Origin of the sequence: Agrobacterium sp. P15N1-A, from assembly GCF_044626815.1 — a bacterium.
GTDB lineage: Bacteria > Pseudomonadota > Alphaproteobacteria > Rhizobiales > Rhizobiaceae > Agrobacterium > Agrobacterium leguminum.
In genome coordinates this window covers 130809-150002 of sequence record NZ_JBIUPF010000003.1, presented here as the reverse complement: position 1 = coordinate 150002, position 19194 = coordinate 130809, and the positions used below count along the sequence as shown (strand labels likewise).

The following is a 19194-nucleotide window of genomic DNA, read 5'->3' as shown; positions in this document are numbered from 1 at the left end:
AACATTTATGTTTTAGAGCCATTCTTAACTGACCGGTACATGAGTTGAAGACCGATGATCGACACAATCCAATATGGCAAAAACGACAGTCTGAGAGACGAAATCAAATCCTATTGGTCCGGCCGCGCCGCGACTTTCGACCTTTCCCCCGGACATGAAATTTTCTCCGAGGACGAGCGCGAGGCCTGGCACGCGCTTATCCTGAAACATCTGGGCCACGGAGAGGGCCGCAGGGCGCTCGATCTTGCCAGCGGCACCGGTGTCATCTCGCACCTGATGGACGATCTCGGTTTTCAGGTCACCGGCATGGACTGGTCGGAAACCATGCTGGCGCTTGCCCGTGAAAAAGCGAAAAGCCGTGGCCGCAGCATCCGCTTTTTCGTCGGCGATGCCGAAAACACGATGGAGCCGGATGAAAGTGCCGACGTCATCATCACCCGTCATCTGGTCTGGACGCTGGTGGACCCGCAGGCAAGCTTTGCCGAATGGTTCCGCGTTCTGAAACCGGGCGGACGGCTTCTGATCGTCGACGGCGATTTCGTGAATACCGGCTGGCGCGAAAAACTGGTGAAGAAACTGGCGGCCGGCCTCGAAAGCATCGGCCTCGTCAAGCCGGACCAGCCGCACAAGCCGGCGGACCCGGAAAACACCTTCAACAGCATTCTTTCCCGCGTTTATTTTTCGAAGGGCGCACGGGCCGGCGATGTCGCGGCGCTGTTGCGTGCGACCGGCTTCGAACCTGTCGCAATCGATCAGGAGCTTCAGGCCATTCACCGTGCCCAGGCGAAAAACTTCAGCCTGCTGAAAGGTATTCTGCGCGGGCTGCAGCATCGTTATGCCGTGTGCGCGGTGAAGCCGGGAGACAACTCCGTAACCCCGGACTAGATCCGGGGTCCAGTGCGATCAAGTCCTTGATCGCAAAAGACTCTTCCCGCGGCGGAGACGCGCCGTGGCTGGATGCCGGATCAAGTCCGGCATAACGGATGAGAGCTCAGTGCAGCTTCATTTTTCCGCCTGCTCGAAGAGGTCCTCGAACCTTGGCTTCGCCCGACCCGGCACGTCCACCGTCCGGTAGCTCTGCGGCAGGGTGGCCTCTCCGACCTTGATCAGCATGACCATGCCCATGCCGTAATGCGGCGAGCATTTGATGCCGTAAAAGCCCGGTTTTTCAAAGCCGGTCTCGAATTCGTCATTGATCCGGCTTTTGAAACCTTCGACACCTTCCGGGATCATGCCATCGATGGTCGCGGCATTGTGGCTCTTGTGGGTGGGCACGAAGCGCACGCGGTCGCCGGGCGCTATTTCGAGAAAATCCGGTTCGAATACCATCGGGCCTTTTTCGCCCCGGTTCAGCATTTTCACCTCGAAGGTCTCGGCTGAAGCCTGAAGCGGAAAGCCCGTGAACGCCACGGCAATTACGGCAGCGGCACAAAACAGTCCGGTCTTTGCAGCGGCGTTTGCGAGTGTCAGCAGTTGCATCATCGTGCCAGTACTTTCCTTGGATGCTCGGCCCGCCCGTGGGCCGGCAGAAAACGAATATGGGAAAAGCCACCCTCATCCGTGGTGACGACACATTCCACCCCGAAGACGGCGGCTATTCTCGCCGGTGTCAGAACCTCCCGTGGCGGACCGACCGCGATCATCTCGCCCCGGTGCATGATGGCGACGCGGTCACAGAACATGGCGGCGTGATTGAGATCGTGCAGCGCCGCCACGACGGTCAGGCCCTGCCGGCGCACCAGATCGAGCAGGCCGATCTGGTGGCCGATGTCGAGGTGATTGGTTGGTTCGTCCAGAAGCAGGATATGCGGCTCCTGCGTCAATGCGCGGGCGATATGCAGGCGCTGGCGTTCGCCGCCGGAAAGATGGTGCCAATTGCGCTCCGCCTTGTCGGCCATGTCGACATTGGCAAGTGCTGCATCAACAATGGCGTCGTCCTGCTGCGACCAGGCGGAAAGCGGCCCGAGATAGGGTGTGCGCCCAAGCTCCACCGCCTGTCGTGCGGTGATGCGTTCGGTGGTTTCGGCCTGCTGTTCCACGAAAGCGAGCCGGCGGGCAAGGTCTCGCCGTCCCAATGAGGCAAGCGGCTCATCCCCGAGCGTAACGTGCCCCCGCCGTGGTTTGCGAATGCCTGCCAGCATGGAAAGCAGCGTGCTTTTGCCGGAACCGTTCGGTCCGATGACGCCAAGAAACTCACCGGAACCGACATCGAGTGAAACGCCGCGCACGATGTCGATATTGCCGGCGTGAAAATGCAGGTCGTGGGCGGATAATTTCATGAACGCCCCCTCTTCTGCCCGAGGATGAAGGCAAAGGCGGGCGCGCCGACGAGCGCGGTGATGACACCGATGGGCAGCACCTGCCCGGGAATGACAATGCGCGAGAGAATATCCGCGACGATCATGAAAACCGCGCCGGTCAGCGCCGTTACCGGCAGCAATATGCCATGGCGAACCCCGACGAAGATACGCGCGGCATGCGGAATGACGAGGCCCACGAAGCCGATGGAGCCGACCAGAGACACCATCGCAGCCGTCATGATCGCCGAAACGGAAATCAGCACGGCATAGACCCAGCGCACCGGAATGCCGAGCGAGGCAGCCGCCTGACCGCCAAAGGCGAAGGCATCGAGCGCCCGGGCATACCAGAGACACACCGCAAGTCCCGCAAGGCTGACCGGAAGCGCCAGCCAGACATCCGGCCAGCGCACGCCCGAGAGGTTGCCCAGCAGCCAGAACATGATGCCGCGCGCCTGTTCCGCATTGGCGGATTTGGTGACGATGAAAGAGGTCATGGCATTAAACAGCTGCGACCCGGCCACCCCCGCCAGAATAATGGCGCTGTTGCCGTGTCCCGCCCGCACCGCCAGAAGGCTGACCAGCGAAAACGCGACGAAAGCACCGATAAGCGCCCCGGCCGGCATCGTCAGGAACCCCGCTCCGAAGCCAAGCAGCGCGACAGCGACGGCACCGGTGGAGGCGCCGGCGGAAATGCCGAGAATATAAGGATCGGCAAGCGGATTGCGCAAAAGCGATTGCAGCACCGCCCCGGCCAGCGCCAAAGAAGCGCCACAACAGGCGGCGACGACCGCGCGGCTGAGACGGTAACTCCAGACGATGCCCTCATCCAGCGGTTCCAGCGGATAGGCCGCATGGAAGACGCGGTTGGCGATTGTTTTCGCCACGACGTCGAAAGGAATGGCGGTCTCGCCGATGGCCGCCCCGGCCATCAGCGCGACGAGCAGCAGGGCGAGCGCGGCGAAAGCCAGCCCTGCCCTGCCAAGATGGATGGAAAGGCCGTTCACTTGGCGAGGCCGGCGGCCGAAATCGCCTCGGCCAGCGTTTCGATGCCTTCAATGGTGCGAATGGTCGGGTTCATCGCCTGCGCGTCCATCTCGAACACATGTCCTTCCTTGACGGCTGGCATGATGCTGGCCACGGGATCGGTGGCAAGGAACTTCAACTTGACGGCGACATCATCGGCCGGGAAACGGCGGCGATCCATCTTGCCGGCGACGATGATTGACGGATTTGCCTTGGCGATGGTTTCCCAGCCGACCGTCGGCCATTCTTCATCGCTTTCGATGACGTTCTTTAAGCCCAGCGCGGACATGATGTAGCCGGGAGCGCCATTGCGGCCAGCCACATAGGGATCGATATCCAGCTCGGCGCTGGAGAACCAGAAGACGGCAGAAAGCTTGCCATTTGCCGAGGCGATCTTGGCGCGGGCGGCTTCCTCTCGCTTCTTCAGGTCGGCAACGACCTCTTCACCGCGATCCTGCACGTTGAAGATTTTGGCGAGATCGCGGATTTCCTGGTAGATCAGATCCATGGTGAAGACGGTGTTGCGCACGCCGTCGCCGCCGCCGGAATTGTCCTTGCCCATGCAATCGGCGGGCGAGGTATAAACGGGAACGCCGAGTTCCGCGAACTGCGCCGGTGTTCCGACAACGCCTTCCGGGCCGATCTGCCACTGGAACTGCGTCGTCACGAGGTCCGGCTTCTTGCCGATGACCGCCTCGAAGCTCGGATCATTGTCAGCCAGCCGCTCGACCCTGGCATTGGCCTCCTCGTAGCCCTTCAGAACCGGACCGATCCACAGCGCCGTGCCAACCACTTTGTCGGCGAGGCCAAGAAGATAAAGAACCTCGGTCGTGCTCTGGCCGACGGACACGGTGCGGGCGGGTGCCTGCTTGAAGGTGATCTCCTGACCGCAGCTGTTGATCGTCAGGGGATAGGTGGTTTCGGCAGCATTGGCGCCGGCGACAGGCAAAACTGCAAGCGCAGCGGCCAGAAAGCCGGCATGGACCGGCAGGCGTCTAGAATGAAACATGTGTTCTCCAGTCGAAAGTAAATCTTATTCCAGAGCAGCAGGCGTCAGAACGCGCAGCAACAGCGGGACGTCTTGTACGGAGAACGGCAATAGGACGCAAACGAAATGTTATGAAATAACATTACAATCTCCTCTTCCGGGCTTCCCCGCCCGTAACGATGGTTTATATTTCGACGGCAGGTCTCCTGGCTCACGGATCTGCGTCACTCATCTGCCTTCCCGCATTCCGGAGAATACAGTGGCATGACGCCTTGAAGCGTCACGGGGATGAACGACAATCCGCTTACAGTTGCGGGGGCAGCCACGGCATTGGGCGAAAAAGATCGCCCGCACCATGTTCCCTATTAATCCCTTCGCCTTTCGGCTGCAGGAACCGTCGCTTTCTCACATAAGGGGCAAGAGGCGGGGCGTCAATTGCGATAGTGCCGCACCTCAGCACAAAGACGGGCCTGCCAGGGCGAAAATCTTTGCGGAGCCGGAGCCTGCCGGTTGCGGCGCGCCTTTCGACATGGTGGTGAGCGTTTCGATCACCACCAGCCCGGATTGCGCCAGGAACTCGGTCAGAAGACCGCTATCCCGCACGGCATCGAGACGGACAAGCTGATCGTCGAGATCGGAAAAATGTCGCCTGACCAGCGCAATCGCATCCGCCTCGTCACCGGCGACGACCGGGCCGACAATATGGCCTCGCCCCGCCGCACGCCGCAATGCAAAGGCGGCAAGACGATCGGCCTCAAACAGGCCATAACCCGTATTTTCCCGGAGAAGGCGTTGCAGGACGCCCCGGCGCGAAACACCGAAAGCCACCCGATCCAGATCCGCCACGGCGGACAAATGATCCTCGGACAGCGGCTCGATTCTCTGTTTTCTTCCATGCGCCGGCATCTCGGCAGGGCAGCGCGCCTTGCCGCGCAGGAGATGTACTTTTTCCGTATCTCCGGAAAAACCCAGCCGTGCGAAAAGCCGTCGCGAGGCTTCCGTGGCGTTCAACCGCAGGGCGGCGTCAGGGTAACCCGCAATGAGTTGACCCACCAGCCATGGTGCGACGCCCTGCCCCTGCAAACGGGGGGAAACGATGACCATGCCGACCGTCGCGAAAGCCTCATCATAGGGAAACAGCATTGCCGTTGCGACAACGCGATCGATTTCGTCAAGCGCGGCAAGCCCGACGCCGCACTGCCGCAGGAAACGCCATTCGTTCGCGTGATATCGCCATCCGACAGCCATGGACAAAGCATGCAGATGATCGGCCTCCACATCGGCGATATCCACTGTCCGCAACTCGAAACTATCGACTTTGAGCAGCTCCATGACAAACGGCTCTCATTCCCTCCGGCGCGGAACCTTGATCCCGGCAGCCCAGCTCACGACATCCAAAGATAACCAGCCTCGTCAGCAGGAATTTTCCGAAAGCGCTGGAAGGACACAACAATCTACTGAAATCACCCGTATTTCAGCAGATAAACGCCGCAGGCCGCTCTAAGCTTTTCGGCGTTGAAGCGACGGAGACAGCCATGAACGCAATCGACATTCTGGAGCGTCTTGTCGGCTTCCCGTCGGTGGTCGGAACCGCCAATGGCGACATCGCCGGATGGATCGCCGATTATCTGGAAAGCCACGGCGCGAAAGTATCGCTGCTTGCCGGCCCTGAGGGCGACCGCGCCAATCTCTTCGCCAGCTTCGGCCCGACAGATGCCAGCGGATACATCCTGTCCGGCCATATGGATGTGGTGCCAGCCGGTGAGCCGGAATGGTCCTCCGATCCCTTTACCCTCAGAGCCGAAGGCGAGCGTCTTTACGGACGCGGAACCACCGACATGAAAGGGTTTCTGGCCACGGTTCTCGCCGCAGCACCGGCATTTTCACGCATGGCGCTGAAGCGGCCCGTTCACATCGCTTTTTCCTATGACGAGGAGGCGGGCTGCCGCGGCGTTCCGCATCTCATTGCCCGATTGCCGGAACTATGCGCAAAACCAGCGGGCGCGATCATCGGCGAACCAAGCAATCTGCGCGCCGTCCGCGCCCACAAGGGCAAGGCCGCCGCACGCATCACCATTCGCGGCCGCTCCGGCCATTCCTCACGGCCGGATCAGGGCGTGAACGCCATTCATCTGATGGCCGGCATCATGGCAAAGGCGGTCGAGACAGCACAGGTTCTCACCGAGGGTCCCTTCGAAGCGACGTTCGAGCCGCCCTATTCCTCCCTGCAGATCGGCACGGTGAAAGGCGGACAGGCGATCAACATCATCCCCGATTTCTGCGCCATCGAACTGGAGGCGCGGGCGATTGCTGGCGTATCGCCGGTCGCCCTGCTCCAGCCGGTGCGCAACCGTGTCGAAGCGCTCGCCGCCGAGGGCATCGACGTAGAATGGACGCCGATGAGCGATTATCCGGCGCTGTCCCTTCCCGCCGATGCACCGCTCGTGAAGCTTCTGGAAGAATTGACCGACGCGCCCTGCATCGCCGCCGTCAGTTACGGCACGGAGGCCGGACTTTTTCAGGCGGCCGGCATCGACGCCATAATCTGCGGCCCGGGCGATATCGGCCGCGCCCACAAGCCGGACGAATTCATAACGGCCGGCGAACTGTCGGCCTGCCAGTCAATGCTGGAAACACTGGCGAGCCGCTGCACGGCTTAAACCTTCGGAACCACGGATTTCAGATGACTTTCTTCTTCAATTCCGACGCGAAGCGCGGCGAGATTTTCCGGCAGGCTCTGGCCCGCGACCTGCCGGAACTGCCCTTTTCGATGGATGCCGAAAGCGTCGATCCGGATGCGGTTCGATACCTCATCGCCTGGACCGTGCCGGAGGATATCGGCCGCTACCGCAATCTCGAAATCCTGTTTTCCATCGGTGCGGGCGTCGATCAATTTCACATCGATGCCGTCCCTGCGCATGTAAAAGTCGTGCGCATGGTGGATGAAGGCATCATCCGCATGATGCAGGAATATGTAAGCCTCGGCGTGCTGGCGCTTCACCGCAACCTGCCGGTCTATTTGAAGCAGCAGCGCCAGCAACTCTGGAAGGCCCTGCCGCAGCGTCAGGCGGAAGATTGCCGGGTGGGCGTTCTCGGCCTCGGCATGCTGGGCGTTGCGGCGCTGGAACGGCTGAAACCCTTCGGTTTTCCGCTTTCCGGCTGGAGCCGTTCACCGCGCGAGATCGATGGCGTGACCTGCCATCATGGCGAAGCCGGATTATCCACGACGCTTTCGACCAGCGATATTCTCGTTTGCCTGCTGCCGCTGACCGACGAAACGACGGGACTTCTGAATGGCGAACGCCTGGGGATGCTTCCCGAGGGTGCGGGGCTGGTTCACGCCGGGCGTGGCAAACAGCTCGACCACGACGCCCTCATCGATGCGCTGGGCAGCGGCAGGCTTTCGGGCGCGGTGATCGACGTCACCGATCCGGAACCGCTTCCGGAAAACCATCCCTTCTGGACGCATCCGAAAATTCTCCTGACGCCGCACATCGCCAGCGTCACCCAGCCGCATTCGGCAGCACGCACCGTTGTCGAGAACATCAAACGATACCAGTCCGGCCTCGAGCCGCTCGGCCTCGTCGACCGCAATCGCGGATATTGATCATCCCGTTCCAGGAAAGGACACCCATGCCGCTTCTCAAGACCATCGACACGCACCCCGCCTTCGAACCGAAAGCCTCCAAGGCCCTGCCGGAACGCCTCATCTCCGGCGATCCGTCCTTCAAGACCTGGCCGCTGGACGAAGCCCGCAACGGCACCGTCCACACCGGCATCTGGGAAGCGACGCCGGGCGAAAGCCGTTCGATCAAGGGAGAAACCTTCGAATTCTGCCATATTCTCGAAGGCGTCATCGAAATCACGCCGGAAGGCGGCGCACCGCTGCGTTATACGGCTGGCGACAGTTTCGTCATGAAGCCGGGCTTCGTCGGGGTATGGAAAACCATTGAAACCGTCCGCAAGATCTATGTTACGGTGAACGGATGAACTGGGAACCGGCCATTTTCGAAATCACCCGCGACGGCTATGTGCTGAGCACCGATCCGGCACGGGTGGATTTCGATCTGGTCCATGGTTTTCTCGCCCGCGATTCCTACTGGGCGCAGGGAATGACCGCCGACCGGCTGAAGCGGGCGCTTTCGCATTCGCTGCCGGTCGGCGTTTACGCCCCTGACGGCTCCATGGCCGCCTTTGCCCGTCTGGTGACGGATTATGCCGTTTTCGGCTATCTGCGCGATGTCTTCACGGTGGAGGATCATCGCGGTCGCGGCCTTGCGTCCTGGATCGCCACCGAGATACGCAAACACCCGGAGCTTTCGACGGTATCGAGCTGGATGCTGGCGACCCGCGACGCCCATGGCGTTTACGAAAAGGCCGGTTATCGCGCAGCACCTCATCCCGAATATTACATGACGGTGCCGAAACCCGGCGAGGGTTGAGCAACCCTCCCTACGGGCCACATCGGCCATCCTCATAACCTGGGGCTATGACCCTTACCCCATAAATGCTTGGCCCTTTTCCGGTCCCGATGACAGCATCGTCCGCACTGGAAAAGGAGACGGAAGAGATGGGATATCGCATTGGCGTCGATGTTGGCGGGTCGTTCACGGATTTTGCCGTGTTCGACGATGGCACCGGCTCGCTTTCCACCCTGAAGGTGTTTTCCCGCCCCGATGCGCCCGGAGAAGAAATCCTTCTCGCGCTGGACACGCTGAAAAAGCGCGACGGCATCGAAGCGAAGGACGTTTCCTATTTCACCCATGGCACCACCGTCGGCGTCAACACAGTCATCCAGCGCAACGGCCAGAACGTCGCGCTGTTCACCACCGAAAACTTCGAGGATGTGCTGGGCGTCGCACGCCTGAAAATTCCGCAGATCCACAATCTCTATTCCGTGCGGCCGGAGCCGCTCATCCCGCGCGAACGGGTTTTCGGCATAGCCGAGCGCATGCTGGCGACCGGCGAGGTAAAGCTCGCGCCGAACGAGGAGAATGTGGCGCAGGCCGTCGCCGGCGCCCTTGCAGCCGGTTGCGACGGTATCGTGCTCGCCTTCCTGCATTCCTACCGCAATCCCGAAAACGAACTTGCCGTGAAGGCGATGATCGAACGCATCGCGCCGCAATTGCCGGTGGTCTCCTCTGCCGAGACATGGCCGATCATCCGCGAATATGAGCGCACCGTCACCGCCGTCATCAGCGGTTATGTCCAGCCGCGCGTCGCACATTACCTCGATCGTTTCGAAACGGTGCTGCGCAGGCAAGGCATTGCCTGCCCGCTGCTCATCACCAAGACCAATGGCGGCGTCATGGGCATCGATCAGGCGCGGCGGGAATGTGTGCAGATGATCCTGTCGGGCACCGCTTCCGGCGTCATCGGCGCGGGTTATCTGGCAAAGGCCAGCGGCTTTGACCGGGTGATGAGCCTCGACATCGGCGGCACCAGCGCCGATGTGGCCGTTATCCTTGATGGCGAGGCCCAATATGGGGTCGGCGAGCTGATCGGCGATTTCCAGATTCATGTCCCTTCCGTTTCCGTCAGCTCTGTTGGCCAGGGCGGTGGCTCGGTCGCATGGGTCGACAGTCTCGGGCTGTTGCAGGTAGGCCCGGAAAGTGCCGGTTCGACGCCGGGGCCAGCCTGTTACGGACGCGGCGGCGACCGCCCGACGATCACGGATGCCATGGCGGCCGCCAATCTCATCGGCCATATGCCGCTCGGTTATGGCGCGGTGACCGTCGATCACGCTGCATCGCGCGCCGCGCTCTCGCCGCTTGCCGAAAAGCTCGGCCTTTCCGTCGAAGCGCTCGCCGGCAATATCGTCGATATCGCCGTCTCCGGCATGTATGCGGAGGTGAACGCCCTCACCTCCCGTTTCGCCATCGACCCCCGCGAATTTCACCTCTTCGCTTTCGGCGGCGCCGGCGCGATGCTCGCCTGTTTCCTCGCCCGCGAACTGGATATGAAGGGTGTGGTGGTGCCGCCCACCCCGGGCGTCGTTTCCGCGCTCGGCGGCCTGATTGCCGATCTGAAGAACGATTTCATCCGCACCACCTATTGCGATGTGAACGACAGGGAGGCCTCCGATCTCGCCCCCCTTCTCGCCGAAATGCAGGAAACCGGCCTCAACTGGCTGAAGGAACAGGGTTTTCACGGTGATTGCGAGATGCGGCTTTCCGCCGACATGCGCTATCGCGGCCAATCCTACGAAATCGAAACCACGCTCCAGCCGGAATGGCTGGGCAGCGGCGACGCCAGCGCGATCAACAGGGCATTTCACGAAGAACATGCCCGCCTCTATGGTCATTCCGATGAACGGGCGGCCGTGCAGATGGTCAATCTCAGGCTCGTCGTCTCCGGGAAAACACCGAAGCCGCCGCTTCGCGAGACAGGCGTGGCCACCAGCCCCGCAACACCGCGCTTTCACACGAAAGGCTGGTTTGGCGGCATGGAGCACGACTTGGCGATCTATCACCGTGACGATCTGGCGAGCGGTCACGATTTCAACGGCCCCGCCATCGTCCTTCAGGACGATACCACCACCGTGGTGCCGCCCGGCTTTACGGTCCATGTGGACCGTTTCGGTAATCTCGTCATTACCAAGCGGGAGTTTTGACCCATGACCATCGATCGCCGCAATCTCAAGGTGCTCGCCAATTTCTGCTCGGCCGCCGCCGATGCCATGGCCTTTACGCTGATGCGCACCGCCCATTCCGCCTTCGTCAAGGAAACCGAGGATTTTTCCTGCCAGGTGGTGACGCGCGAGGGGCTGGCCTTCGCCAATCCCCGGCAATTCGGTGCGCCCTGGTATAGCGGCATCGATTACGCGCCGCTGCTTTCCATGTTCGAGGAATATGAAGATGGCGATATCTGCATCACCAACGATCCCTATAGCGGTTTCGTCGCCACCCACTCTCCGGACATCCACATCTGGAAACCGGTCTTCCATGCGGGCAAAATTGCCTGTTTCGTGGTCGGGCACATCCACAATACCGATGTCGGCGGCGCGGTTCCCGCCTCGCTGTCTCGCTCGCTTTCCGAAATCGAGCAGGAAGGCCTGCGCATTCCGCCGGTCAAGCTCGTTCGCAAAGGCAGGCTCGACCCCTTCATCATCGACATGATGAAGGCCAATGTGCGCATGCCGGAGCAGAATATCGGCGACCTCCAAGCCCAGATCGCCTCCGTCAATATCGGCGAACGCAAGATGCAGGAGATCGTCGCCCGTTTCGGCTTTGACGATTTTCTGGACGGTGTGCGCCAGATTTTCGACTATGCGGAAGAGCAGACCCGGCAAATCCTCACCCGGGTGCCCGATGGCGACTATTTCTTTGCCGATTATGCCGATGAGGATTCCGTCGGCGGCCGGCCATGCCGCGTGGCGCTGACGCTGAAAATCCGCGGCGGCGAAGCCGTCCTCGACTATACCGGCAGCGACCCGCAGCTCGGCTCGTCGCTGAACATGCCGACCGGCGGCCGCGAGCGGCATTCACTCGTCATGGTCGGCCTGACCTATGTGCTTTATACGCTCGACAACAGCCTGCTCCTGAATGCCGGCACCCTGCGCCCGGCGCGGGCCGTGCTGCCGGAAGGCACGATCGTCAATTGCCAGCGCCCGGCCGCTGTCGGCATGCGTTCGCTGACCTGCGCCATGACCCAGATCGTCACCATCGGCGCTTTTGCAAAGGCGCTGCCGGAGCTTATTCCCGCCGCCTCACCCGGCGGAAACGCCATCATGAACATCAAGACCAGCGACAGGAACGGCCGCCCGGTCATGGCCTCCATCGGCCCGGTTGGCGGCGGCGGCGGCGGCACGCCCTTCTGCGACGGCAGCGACGGCGCGGGCGGCGCCACCGGTTTTCTGCGCAACACGCCGATTGAAATAAGCGAAGCGGAAGTACCGATCCTTTTCCGCCGTTATGGGCTGCAACGCGACACCGGCGGGGCGGGCCGTTTTCGCGGCGGGCTTTCGGCTGTCATGGAGTTTGAAATATCCTCCCCGGAAACGGTGGTCACGGCCCGCAACCGCAATCGCTCGCTGATGGCGAGCTGGGGTGTGAACGGCGCCGCGCCGGGACTGATTTCCCGCTTCCTCCGCAATCCCGATACCGAGGGCGAAATCTCGCTCGGCAATACCGATATTGTCCATTGCGGCCCGGGCGATGTCATTCGAGTCGTCGGGCCGGGAGCCGGCGGTTACGGCGACCCCTTCACCCGCCCGCCGCAGGCCGTGCTGCGCGATGTGCGGCGTGGTGCGGTCTCGGCAGAAAATGCTGCAAGACACTATGGAGTGGCGCTCATCGGCGATGAGATCGACGAAGAGGCGACGGCTGCCCTGCGCGCCGCGCCGCGCCGGAAGACGGAGGATATCATCAGCTACGGACCGGAGCGGCTCGCCTTCGAGGCGGTCTGGACCCGGGAACGTTATGATCTTCTGACGCAATTCCTGCAAAAATCGCCGGTGGGATGGCGCTTTTTCCTGAAACACCGGGTGTTTGAAGCGGTCGAAAACGAGGGCGATGATCCCCGCCCCCTTGGCGAGCGGATGACCGGGATTTTCGACCGTATAAGTGCCCGCTACGGCGTTTGACCTGCGGCATATACCGGCCGCCGAAGATTGCGCTGTCTGCCGGTGGCAAAACAGGATTTTCATTCACCGCCCGCGCCGCAGTCGGTCGATGCTGCTTGCCATCAGGGATTAGCGTTGGGGCATATCCAAAGAGGATTCCACATGACGCTCAGCTTCGATCCAGACAGCTTATCCCTGCCGATCGGCCACTTCATCGGCGACCGGCTGGTTCCAGCGGCAAACGGCATCGACATGCACCGCCCATCGGACGGCATCGAATATGCCGGTTGCCCCAAGGCGGATGCGGCGCTGGTCGATGAGGCGGTGCAGACTGCCAAGGCCGCCTTGAAGAGCAGCAACTGGGGCGGCGTACGCCCGCGCGAGCGCACAAAGGTCTTGCAGCGCTGGGCCGACCTGATCGAACAGGAAGCCGAGACGCTGGCGAAAATCGAGGCGCTCTCCTCGACACGGCCGGTGGGCCAGCTGATCGCCGGCGATATCGCCGTCACCGCCGAACAGATCCGTTTCTTCGCCGAGTTTGCCGACAAGGAAGGCGGCGATCTGGTTCCGACCGACAATGCGAGCCTCGGCATGATCATGACCGAACCCTATGGCGTCGTCGGCGCCATCACGCCGTGGAATTTCCCCGTCTCCATGGCCGGCTGGAAGCTCGGCCCGGCGCTCGCGGCAGGCAATGCCGTGGTGCTGAAACCATCTGAAATGACGCCCTTCTCCAGCATCTTCATGGCGCAGCTGGCGATCAAGGCCGGATTGCCGGCAGGTCTCATCAACATTGTGCTGGGCGACGGGCCCGTGACCGGCAATGCCATCACCGGGCACCCTGATATCTCCAAGGTCAGCTTCACCGGCTCCACGGCCGCGGGCGCCGCCATCATGGCCAATATCGCCCGCACCGGCATCAAGCCCATGACGCTGGAACTCGGCGGCAAGAGCCCGCAAATCGTCTTCGCCGATGCCGATATCGAGAAGGCGGCAGCGGCCATCGCCGGCAATATCCTCTCCAACGCCGGGCAGGCCTGTGTGGCGGGCTCGCGCATCATCGTCGAGGAAAGTGCGGCGGATGCCCTTTCCACTGCCATCATCGCCCGCATGAAGGCGGTGAAGCCCGGCCCGACCTGGGACGAGACGACGCAATATTCGCCGATCATCTCCGAGGTGCAGCGCAAGCGCATCGACGGCATCGTGCAGGCGGCGGTCGCCCACGGCGGCGAATGCCTGACGGGCGGCGCAGTGATGGATGGCCCCGGCTATTTCTATCAGCCGACGCTGATCGCCAATGTCGACCAGACCTCTCCTGCCGTCACCGAGGAAATCTTCGGGCCGGTGCTGACGCTGCAGACCTTCCGCACGGAAGAAGAGGCTCTGGCGCTTTCTGACCATCCGACCTACGGTCTGGCGGCGGGTCTTTTCAGCCGCGACGTCTCGCGCGTCATGCGCCTGTCCCGCGCCATTCAGGCGGGCACGATCTGGGTCAACCGTTATGGCCGCTCGCGCGACCACATATTGCCAACCGGCGGTTACAAACGCTCCGGCATCGGCAAGGATCTCGGACGCGAGGCCTATCTCGCCAACCGCAAGAGCAAAAGCGTCCTTATCGGACTGTAACAGGGGAAATGTCTTGAAAACGCATCGCATCGCACTCATTCCCGGAGACGGCATCGGCAAAAGCGTGACGGACGCCGCATGGCAGGTGCTCAACGCCGCCGCCGAAGCCTCCGGTTTTGCGCTTGAAGGAACGGAATTCCCCTGGTCCTGCGCCTTCTACAAGGAAACCGGCGCGATGATGCCCAAGGACGGCATCGAAACCCTGCGCGGTTTCGACGCCATCCTGCTCGGCGCAGTCGGCTGGCCGGCGGAAGTGCCGGACTCGGTCTCACTGCACGGCCTGCTGCTGCCGATCCGCAAGGCTTTCGTGCAATATGCCAATATCCGCCCGCACCGGCTTCTGCCCGGTGTGCAGGGGCCTTTGAAGGCGGATGGCTTCGACATTCTCTGCATCCGTGAAAACACGGAAGGCGAATATTCCGGCGCCGGTGGCCGCGTGCATCAGGGCACTGACGATGAAGTTGCGGTCGAAACCTCGATCTTCACCCGCAAGGGTGTGGAGCGCATCCTGCGCTTCGGCTTCGAACAGGCGCAGAAGCGTCGCGGCAAGCTCGCCTCCATCACCAAGTCCAATGCCCAGAAATATTCGATGGTGTTCTGGGACGAGGTGACCCACAAGCTCGCCACGGAGTATCCCGACGTCGAGGTTTCCAGCTATCACATCGACGCCATGGCGGCCCGCATGGTTATGGCCCCGGAAAGCCTCGATGTCGTCGTCGCCTCCAATCTCTTCGGCGATATTCTGACCGATCTCGGCGCGGCCATTCAGGGCGGTCTCGGCTTTGCCGCCTCCGCCAATATCAATCCTGACCGCAGCGCGCCTTCGATGTTCGAGCCGGTGCACGGTTCGGCCCCGGATATCGCCCATCTCGGCATCGCCAACCCCATCGCCGCCATATGGTCCGGCGCGATGATGCTCGAGCATCTCGGTGAAAAGGACGCGGCCGCGCGTATCATGGCGGCGCTGGAAACGGCGACCGGCCGGGGTATCGGCACGGTGCCGGGCAAAGACAAGACAGACGCCATCACCGCCGCGGTTCTTGCGGCGCTCGACTGATTTCGGAGAATTATGATGCAGGGCTTGAAGGACAAGGAACTCTTTCGCCAGACGGGCTTGATCGGCGGCGCATGGAAGGCGGCGGCATCGGGCAAGGCGGTCGACGTGATCGACCCGGCGACGCAGGCGGTCATCGGCACCGTGCCGGATATGGGCGGCGCGGAAACCCGTGCGGCAATCGAAGCCGCCAATGCCGCCTTCGGACCGTGGAAGAAAAAGACCCACGCGGAGCGCGCAGCGCTTCTCGAAAAATGGTTCGCGCTGATGATCGACAATGTCGACGATCTCGGCCTGATCCTGACCACCGAACAGGGCAAGCCGCTGGATGAAGCGAAGGGCGAAATCCGCTATGGCGCATCCTTCGTCAAATGGTTCGCGGAAGAGGCCCGGCGTATCGGCGGCAGCACCATTCCTTCCCCGACGCCGGATCGGCGTATCGTGGTTCTGAAAGAACCGGTCGGCGTCTGTGGCATCATCACGCCGTGGAACTTCCCGAACGCCATGATCACCCGCAAGGTCGCGCCCGCACTTGCGGCCGGCTGCACCGTGGTCATCAAGCCTTCGGAATTCACGCCCTATTCGGCCCTGGCGCTCGGCGTTCTTGCCGAACGCGCCGGTATTCCCGCGGGCGTCATCAACATCGTCACCGGCATGCCGACGGAAATCGGCAATGAAATCATGGCCAACGAGACGGTTCGGAAGATTTCCTTCACCGGCTCCACCCGCGTCGGTTCGCTTTTGATGCGCGGTGCTGCCGATAGCGTCAAACGGCTGTCGCTGGAACTGGGCGGCAATGCGCCCTTCATCGTGTTCGACGATGCCGATCTCGATCTCGCCATCGAAGGCGCACTGGTTTCGAAATTCCGCAATGGCGGCCAGACCTGCGTTTGCGCCAACCGCATTCTGGTGCAGTCGAGCGTTTATGACGCCTTCGCCAAAAAACTGGCGGATCGCGTCGACGCCATGCGGGTCGGACCCGGAACGGAAGCAGGCGTTTCCATCGGCCCGATGATCAACGAACCGGCCATCACCAAGATCCGCGCCCATATCGATGACGCCGTTTCCAAGGGCGCAAAGATCATCACCAGGCCGCACGATCTGCCGGAAGGTCCGCAATATACCGCCCCCGTGGTGCTGACCGGCGCCACGACCGGGATGCGGCTGGCAAGCGAAGAAACCTTCGGGCCGGTTGCGCCGCTTTTCCGTTTCGAGACGGAAGAAGAAGCCATCGCCATCGCCAACGGCACGCCCTTCGGCCTTGCCGCCTATTTCTATACCGAAAGCCTGAAACGCGCCTGGCGCGTGGGCGAGGCGCTGGAGTTCGGCATGGTCGGCCTCAACACCGGCGCGATCTCAACCGAAGTCGCCCCCTTCGGCGGCGTCAAACAATCCGGCCTCGGCCGTGAGGGCGCACAGGTCGGCATCGAGGAATATCTGGAGATCAAGACGTTTCATATTGGCGGGCTTTCCTGAGCCCGCTTCCTTCTCCCCGCCTAAAGGGCCGCTCTGCGGCCCTTCTTTTTGTGTGGAGATAACAAAACGGCCGGACAGTTGCTGTTAAACTGATGGAACGCCCACAAACCTCTCCTCCGTCATGCTCGGGCCTGTCCCGAGGATGACGTTGAATGTGGAGGATGGTTCGTAAGAAGCCTGAGCGACAGGAAGCGACCGCACTCTACTGAATCTTGTCCAGCATCTTGTAATAAAAGCCCACCAGCGGCAGGAACCACGGCTTGCCGAAATGACCCGGCACCGCCGGCCAGTCCAGCCCCTTCAGGGGATTGTTATCCGGCCGCCCCAGAATGGCGTCGGCCATGATCATGCCGAGATGGGTGGAAAGCTGCGCACCGTGGCCGGAATAGCCCATGGCGTACCAGACGCCGTCATGGAAACCGGCGCGCGGATAACGGTCCTTGGTCATGTCCACCAGACCGCCCCAGCAATAATCGATCGGCACATGGACAAGCTGCGGGAAGATGCGATGCAGGCTTTCCGTCAGTATCGCACCGCTTTTGGCGTCCGAACGCTGGTCCGACGTGGCGGAAAAGCGTGCACGGCCGCCGAAGATCAGCCGGTTATCCGGCGCGAGCCGGAAATAATTGCCGATATTCATGGAGTTGACATAGGTGCGGTTACCCGGAACCGAGGCCTGAACCTCGGCATCCGTCAGCGGCCGTGTAGCGATGATGAAACTGCCGACGGCGATGATGCGGCGACGGAAATAACCGAAGCCGGACGGCGTGTAAGCGCCGGTCGCCACCAGAACATTGTCGGCCGTCACCTTGCCGCTCGGGGTTTCCAGTTCATGGGTCCTGCCGTTCTGGATGTGCTTCGTCACCGCCGCATTTTCGAAGATCACCGCGCCATGACGGCTGGCGGCTTCGGCAAGGCCGGCCACATAGCGGCCCATATGCATCATCGCGCTCTTCTTCGAGAGCATGGCGCCATAAAAGGGCGAGCCGATCTCCGACTTGAGATCGGCCGCGGAAAGAAGCGCCGTATCGGGATCGACCTCGGCATGCAGCGCCTCGAAATTCTTCGCCAGACCTTCGAAATGCTGCGGCTTGGACGCGAGCTTCAGCTTACCCGAGCGGCGGAAGTTGCAATCGATGCCCTCCTCCGCAATCAGCCCCTCCAGCGTATCGATGGAGGAATCGAGCGCCCTGTAAAGGGCGATCGCGCGTTTCTTGCCAAGCTCGGCCTTGGCGGAGAGATAGGAATGGGCAAGACCATTGTTGAGATGCCCGCCATTGCGGCCGGAGGCGCCCCAGCCGACCCGCTCCCCTTCAAGAACGACCACCCGCGCGCCGGCCTTGGCCAGCTGGCGCGCGGCCCCGAGACCGGTGAAACCTCCACCGATGACGGCGACATCGTAATGACCTTCGACGGGACCTTGCGCGGCACCTGAAAATTGCGGCGCGGTATCGTGCCAATAGGAGACGAACTTCATGGTCCCGACCTTTCCTTACAATCCAACCACGCCTGCCAGGCCGGAAATATCGGCGATTTCGACATAACCGTAATAGGGATTGGCGGGCTCGTGACCGCGATTGACCCAGACCTTGTTCTTGATGCCGAGATCATGGGCCGACATCAGGTCGTAACGGAACGAGGAGGAAACATGCAGCATGTCTTCCGGACCGCAGCCCAGCATGTCAAACATATATTCGAAAGCCTTGAAGCGCGGCTTGTAGGCCTGCGCCTGCTCGGCGGTGTAAACCGCGTGGAAGGGCGCACCGAGCTTTTCGACATTCGACATGATCTGCGAATTCATGGCGTTGGACAGGATGACGAGGGGGATTTCCTTCGCAACCTTGGCAAGCCCGGCCGGAACATCGGCATGCGGGCCCCAGGTCGGAACGCGCTCGTAAACGAAGGTGGCGTCTTCATCCTTGAAGGCCACGCCATTGCGCTTGCAGCTGCGCGACAGCGAATTGTGAACCACCTGGGCGTAGGGCTTCCAGTCGCCCATGATCTCATCCAGACGATAGGCCGCAAAATTCTTGATGAACTGCTGCATCTGCGCTTCATCGAGACGATCGCCATAAAGATCGCGGGCGGCCTCTGCCATCTGGAAATTGATCAGCGTGCCGTAGCAATCGAAGGAGATGTATTTCGGGCGGAAGATGGTCATGTC

17 protein-coding genes and 1 riboswitch are annotated in these 19194 nt (G+C 61.7%); of the genes, 10 read left to right on the top strand and 7 right to left on the bottom strand.

What is annotated here, in order from left to right:
- Window positions 1-54 precede the first annotated feature (54 nt).
- Window positions 55-885, top strand: a complete 831-nt coding sequence (locus tag ACIK7D_RS12640) for a class I SAM-dependent methyltransferase (RefSeq protein ID WP_400156477.1) — start codon at window positions 55-57, stop codon at window positions 883-885.
- Between the two features lie 117 nt (window positions 886-1002).
- Here ACIK7D_RS12640 and ACIK7D_RS12635 read toward each other — a convergent pair whose 3' ends face one another.
- From ACIK7D_RS12635 to ACIK7D_RS12615, 5 genes are all read right to left on the bottom strand, one after another.
- Complete coding sequence (locus ACIK7D_RS12635; RefSeq protein WP_080820958.1) at window positions 1003-1482, bottom strand: pseudoazurin; 480 nt, start codon at window positions 1480-1482, stop codon at window positions 1003-1005.
- Window positions 1479-2279: an ABC transporter ATP-binding protein gene (locus ACIK7D_RS12630; RefSeq protein ID WP_137453888.1), complete on the bottom strand. Its 801-nt coding sequence runs from the start codon at window positions 2277-2279 to the stop codon at window positions 1479-1481. Before ACIK7D_RS12630 ends, ACIK7D_RS12635 begins: the two co-directional genes overlap by 4 nt.
- Window positions 2276-3304, bottom strand: coding sequence for an iron ABC transporter permease (locus ACIK7D_RS12625; protein WP_065657203.1), 1029 nt, complete (start codon window positions 3302-3304; stop codon window positions 2276-2278). The genes ACIK7D_RS12630 and ACIK7D_RS12625 overlap by 4 nt, the downstream gene beginning before the upstream one ends.
- Window positions 3301-4332, bottom strand: a complete 1032-nt coding sequence (locus ACIK7D_RS12620; RefSeq protein WP_137453887.1) for an ABC transporter substrate-binding protein — start codon at window positions 4330-4332, stop codon at window positions 3301-3303. Before ACIK7D_RS12620 ends, ACIK7D_RS12625 begins: the two co-directional genes overlap by 4 nt.
- 157 nt (window positions 4333-4489) lie before the next feature.
- Window positions 4490-4725: riboswitch (cobalamin riboswitch) on the bottom strand.
- 39 nt (window positions 4726-4764) lie between these two features.
- Entirely contained in the window at window positions 4765-5643 is an 879-nt protein-coding gene (locus tag ACIK7D_RS12615) for a GNAT family N-acetyltransferase (RefSeq protein ID WP_400156476.1), read from the bottom strand.
- 203 nt (window positions 5644-5846) lie between these two features.
- Between ACIK7D_RS12615 and argE the strand changes: the two genes are divergently transcribed.
- From argE to ACIK7D_RS12570, 9 genes are all read left to right on the top strand, one after another.
- The gene (gene argE, locus ACIK7D_RS12610; RefSeq protein WP_400156475.1) at window positions 5847-6971 is read left to right on the top strand and encodes an acetylornithine deacetylase; all 1125 of its coding nucleotides are present in this window, start codon (window positions 5847-5849) and stop codon (window positions 6969-6971) included.
- A gap of 23 nt (window positions 6972-6994) precedes the next feature.
- Window positions 6995-7918 carry a 2-hydroxyacid dehydrogenase gene (locus ACIK7D_RS12605; RefSeq protein WP_400156474.1) on the top strand — a complete coding sequence of 308 codons (924 nt, stop codon included), beginning with the start codon at window positions 6995-6997 and terminating at the stop codon, window positions 7916-7918.
- Window positions 7919-7944: 26 nt separating this feature from the next.
- Complete coding sequence (locus ACIK7D_RS12600; protein ID WP_003524651.1) at window positions 7945-8301, top strand: cupin domain-containing protein; 357 nt, start codon at window positions 7945-7947, stop codon at window positions 8299-8301.
- Window positions 8298-8753, top strand: a complete 456-nt coding sequence (locus ACIK7D_RS12595; protein WP_078053503.1) for a GNAT family N-acetyltransferase — start codon at window positions 8298-8300, stop codon at window positions 8751-8753. The genes ACIK7D_RS12600 and ACIK7D_RS12595 overlap by 4 nt, the downstream gene beginning before the upstream one ends.
- A 128-nt stretch (window positions 8754-8881) precedes the next feature.
- Window positions 8882-10924 (top strand): hydantoinase/oxoprolinase family protein, encoded by a 2043-nt coding sequence (locus ACIK7D_RS12590; protein WP_400156473.1) that lies wholly within the window; start codon window positions 8882-8884, stop codon window positions 10922-10924.
- A 3-nt stretch (window positions 10925-10927) separates the two neighbouring features.
- Complete coding sequence (locus ACIK7D_RS12585; RefSeq protein WP_400156472.1) at window positions 10928-12895, top strand: hydantoinase B/oxoprolinase family protein; 1968 nt, start codon at window positions 10928-10930, stop codon at window positions 12893-12895.
- A gap of 141 nt (window positions 12896-13036) precedes the next feature.
- The gene (locus ACIK7D_RS12580) at window positions 13037-14500 is read left to right on the top strand and encodes an aldehyde dehydrogenase family protein (RefSeq protein ID WP_400156471.1); all 1464 of its coding nucleotides are present in this window, start codon (window positions 13037-13039) and stop codon (window positions 14498-14500) included.
- Window positions 14501-14513: 13 nt separating this feature from the next.
- Window positions 14514-15557 carry a tartrate dehydrogenase gene (locus ACIK7D_RS12575; RefSeq protein WP_400156470.1) on the top strand — a complete coding sequence of 348 codons (1044 nt, stop codon included), beginning with the start codon at window positions 14514-14516 and terminating at the stop codon, window positions 15555-15557.
- Between the two features lie 15 nt (window positions 15558-15572).
- On the top strand, window positions 15573-17030 hold the full coding sequence (locus ACIK7D_RS12570) for an NAD-dependent succinate-semialdehyde dehydrogenase (protein WP_137453879.1): 1458 nt from the start codon (window positions 15573-15575) through the stop codon (window positions 17028-17030).
- Window positions 17031-17232: 202 nt separating this feature from the next.
- On the opposite strand, the gene ACIK7D_RS12565 is transcribed toward ACIK7D_RS12570, so the two are convergent.
- Window positions 17233-18507 (bottom strand): NAD(P)/FAD-dependent oxidoreductase, encoded by a 1275-nt coding sequence (locus ACIK7D_RS12565; RefSeq protein ID WP_400156469.1) that lies wholly within the window; start codon window positions 18505-18507, stop codon window positions 17233-17235.
- Window positions 18508-18522: 15 nt separating this feature from the next.
- Window positions 18523-19191: a haloacid dehalogenase type II gene (locus tag ACIK7D_RS12560; RefSeq protein ID WP_035221404.1), complete on the bottom strand. Its 669-nt coding sequence runs from the start codon at window positions 19189-19191 to the stop codon at window positions 18523-18525.
- Window positions 19192-19194 lie beyond the last annotated feature (3 nt).

Coding starts and splice junctions, on each gene's coding strand:
- ACIK7D_RS12640 (WP_400156477.1), top strand. CDS start 55: ATGATCGACACAATCCAATATGGCAAAAACGACAGTCTGAGAGACGAA.
- ACIK7D_RS12635 (WP_080820958.1), bottom strand. CDS start 1,482: ATGATGCAACTGCTGACACTCGCAAACGCCGCTGCAAAGACCGGACTG.
- ACIK7D_RS12630 (WP_137453888.1), bottom strand. CDS start 2,279: ATGAAATTATCCGCCCACGACCTGCATTTTCACGCCGGCAATATCGAC.
- ACIK7D_RS12620 (WP_137453887.1), bottom strand. CDS start 4,332: ATGTTTCATTCTAGACGCCTGCCGGTCCATGCCGGCTTTCTGGCCGCT.
- ACIK7D_RS12615 (WP_400156476.1), bottom strand. CDS start 5,643: ATGGAGCTGCTCAAAGTCGATAGTTTCGAGTTGCGGACAGTGGATATC.
- argE (WP_400156475.1), top strand. CDS start 5,847: ATGAACGCAATCGACATTCTGGAGCGTCTTGTCGGCTTCCCGTCGGTG.
- ACIK7D_RS12605 (WP_400156474.1), top strand. CDS start 6,995: ATGACTTTCTTCTTCAATTCCGACGCGAAGCGCGGCGAGATTTTCCGG.
- ACIK7D_RS12600 (WP_003524651.1), top strand. CDS start 7,945: ATGCCGCTTCTCAAGACCATCGACACGCACCCCGCCTTCGAACCGAAA.
- ACIK7D_RS12595 (WP_078053503.1), top strand. CDS start 8,298: ATGAACTGGGAACCGGCCATTTTCGAAATCACCCGCGACGGCTATGTG.
- ACIK7D_RS12590 (WP_400156473.1), top strand. CDS start 8,882: ATGGGATATCGCATTGGCGTCGATGTTGGCGGGTCGTTCACGGATTTT.
- ACIK7D_RS12585 (WP_400156472.1), top strand. CDS start 10,928: ATGACCATCGATCGCCGCAATCTCAAGGTGCTCGCCAATTTCTGCTCG.
- ACIK7D_RS12580 (WP_400156471.1), top strand. CDS start 13,037: ATGACGCTCAGCTTCGATCCAGACAGCTTATCCCTGCCGATCGGCCAC.
- ACIK7D_RS12570 (WP_137453879.1), top strand. CDS start 15,573: ATGCAGGGCTTGAAGGACAAGGAACTCTTTCGCCAGACGGGCTTGATC.
- ACIK7D_RS12565 (WP_400156469.1), bottom strand. CDS start 18,507: ATGAAGTTCGTCTCCTATTGGCACGATACCGCGCCGCAATTTTCAGGT.
- ACIK7D_RS12560 (WP_035221404.1), bottom strand. CDS start 19,191: ATGACCATCTTCCGCCCGAAATACATCTCCTTCGATTGCTACGGCACG.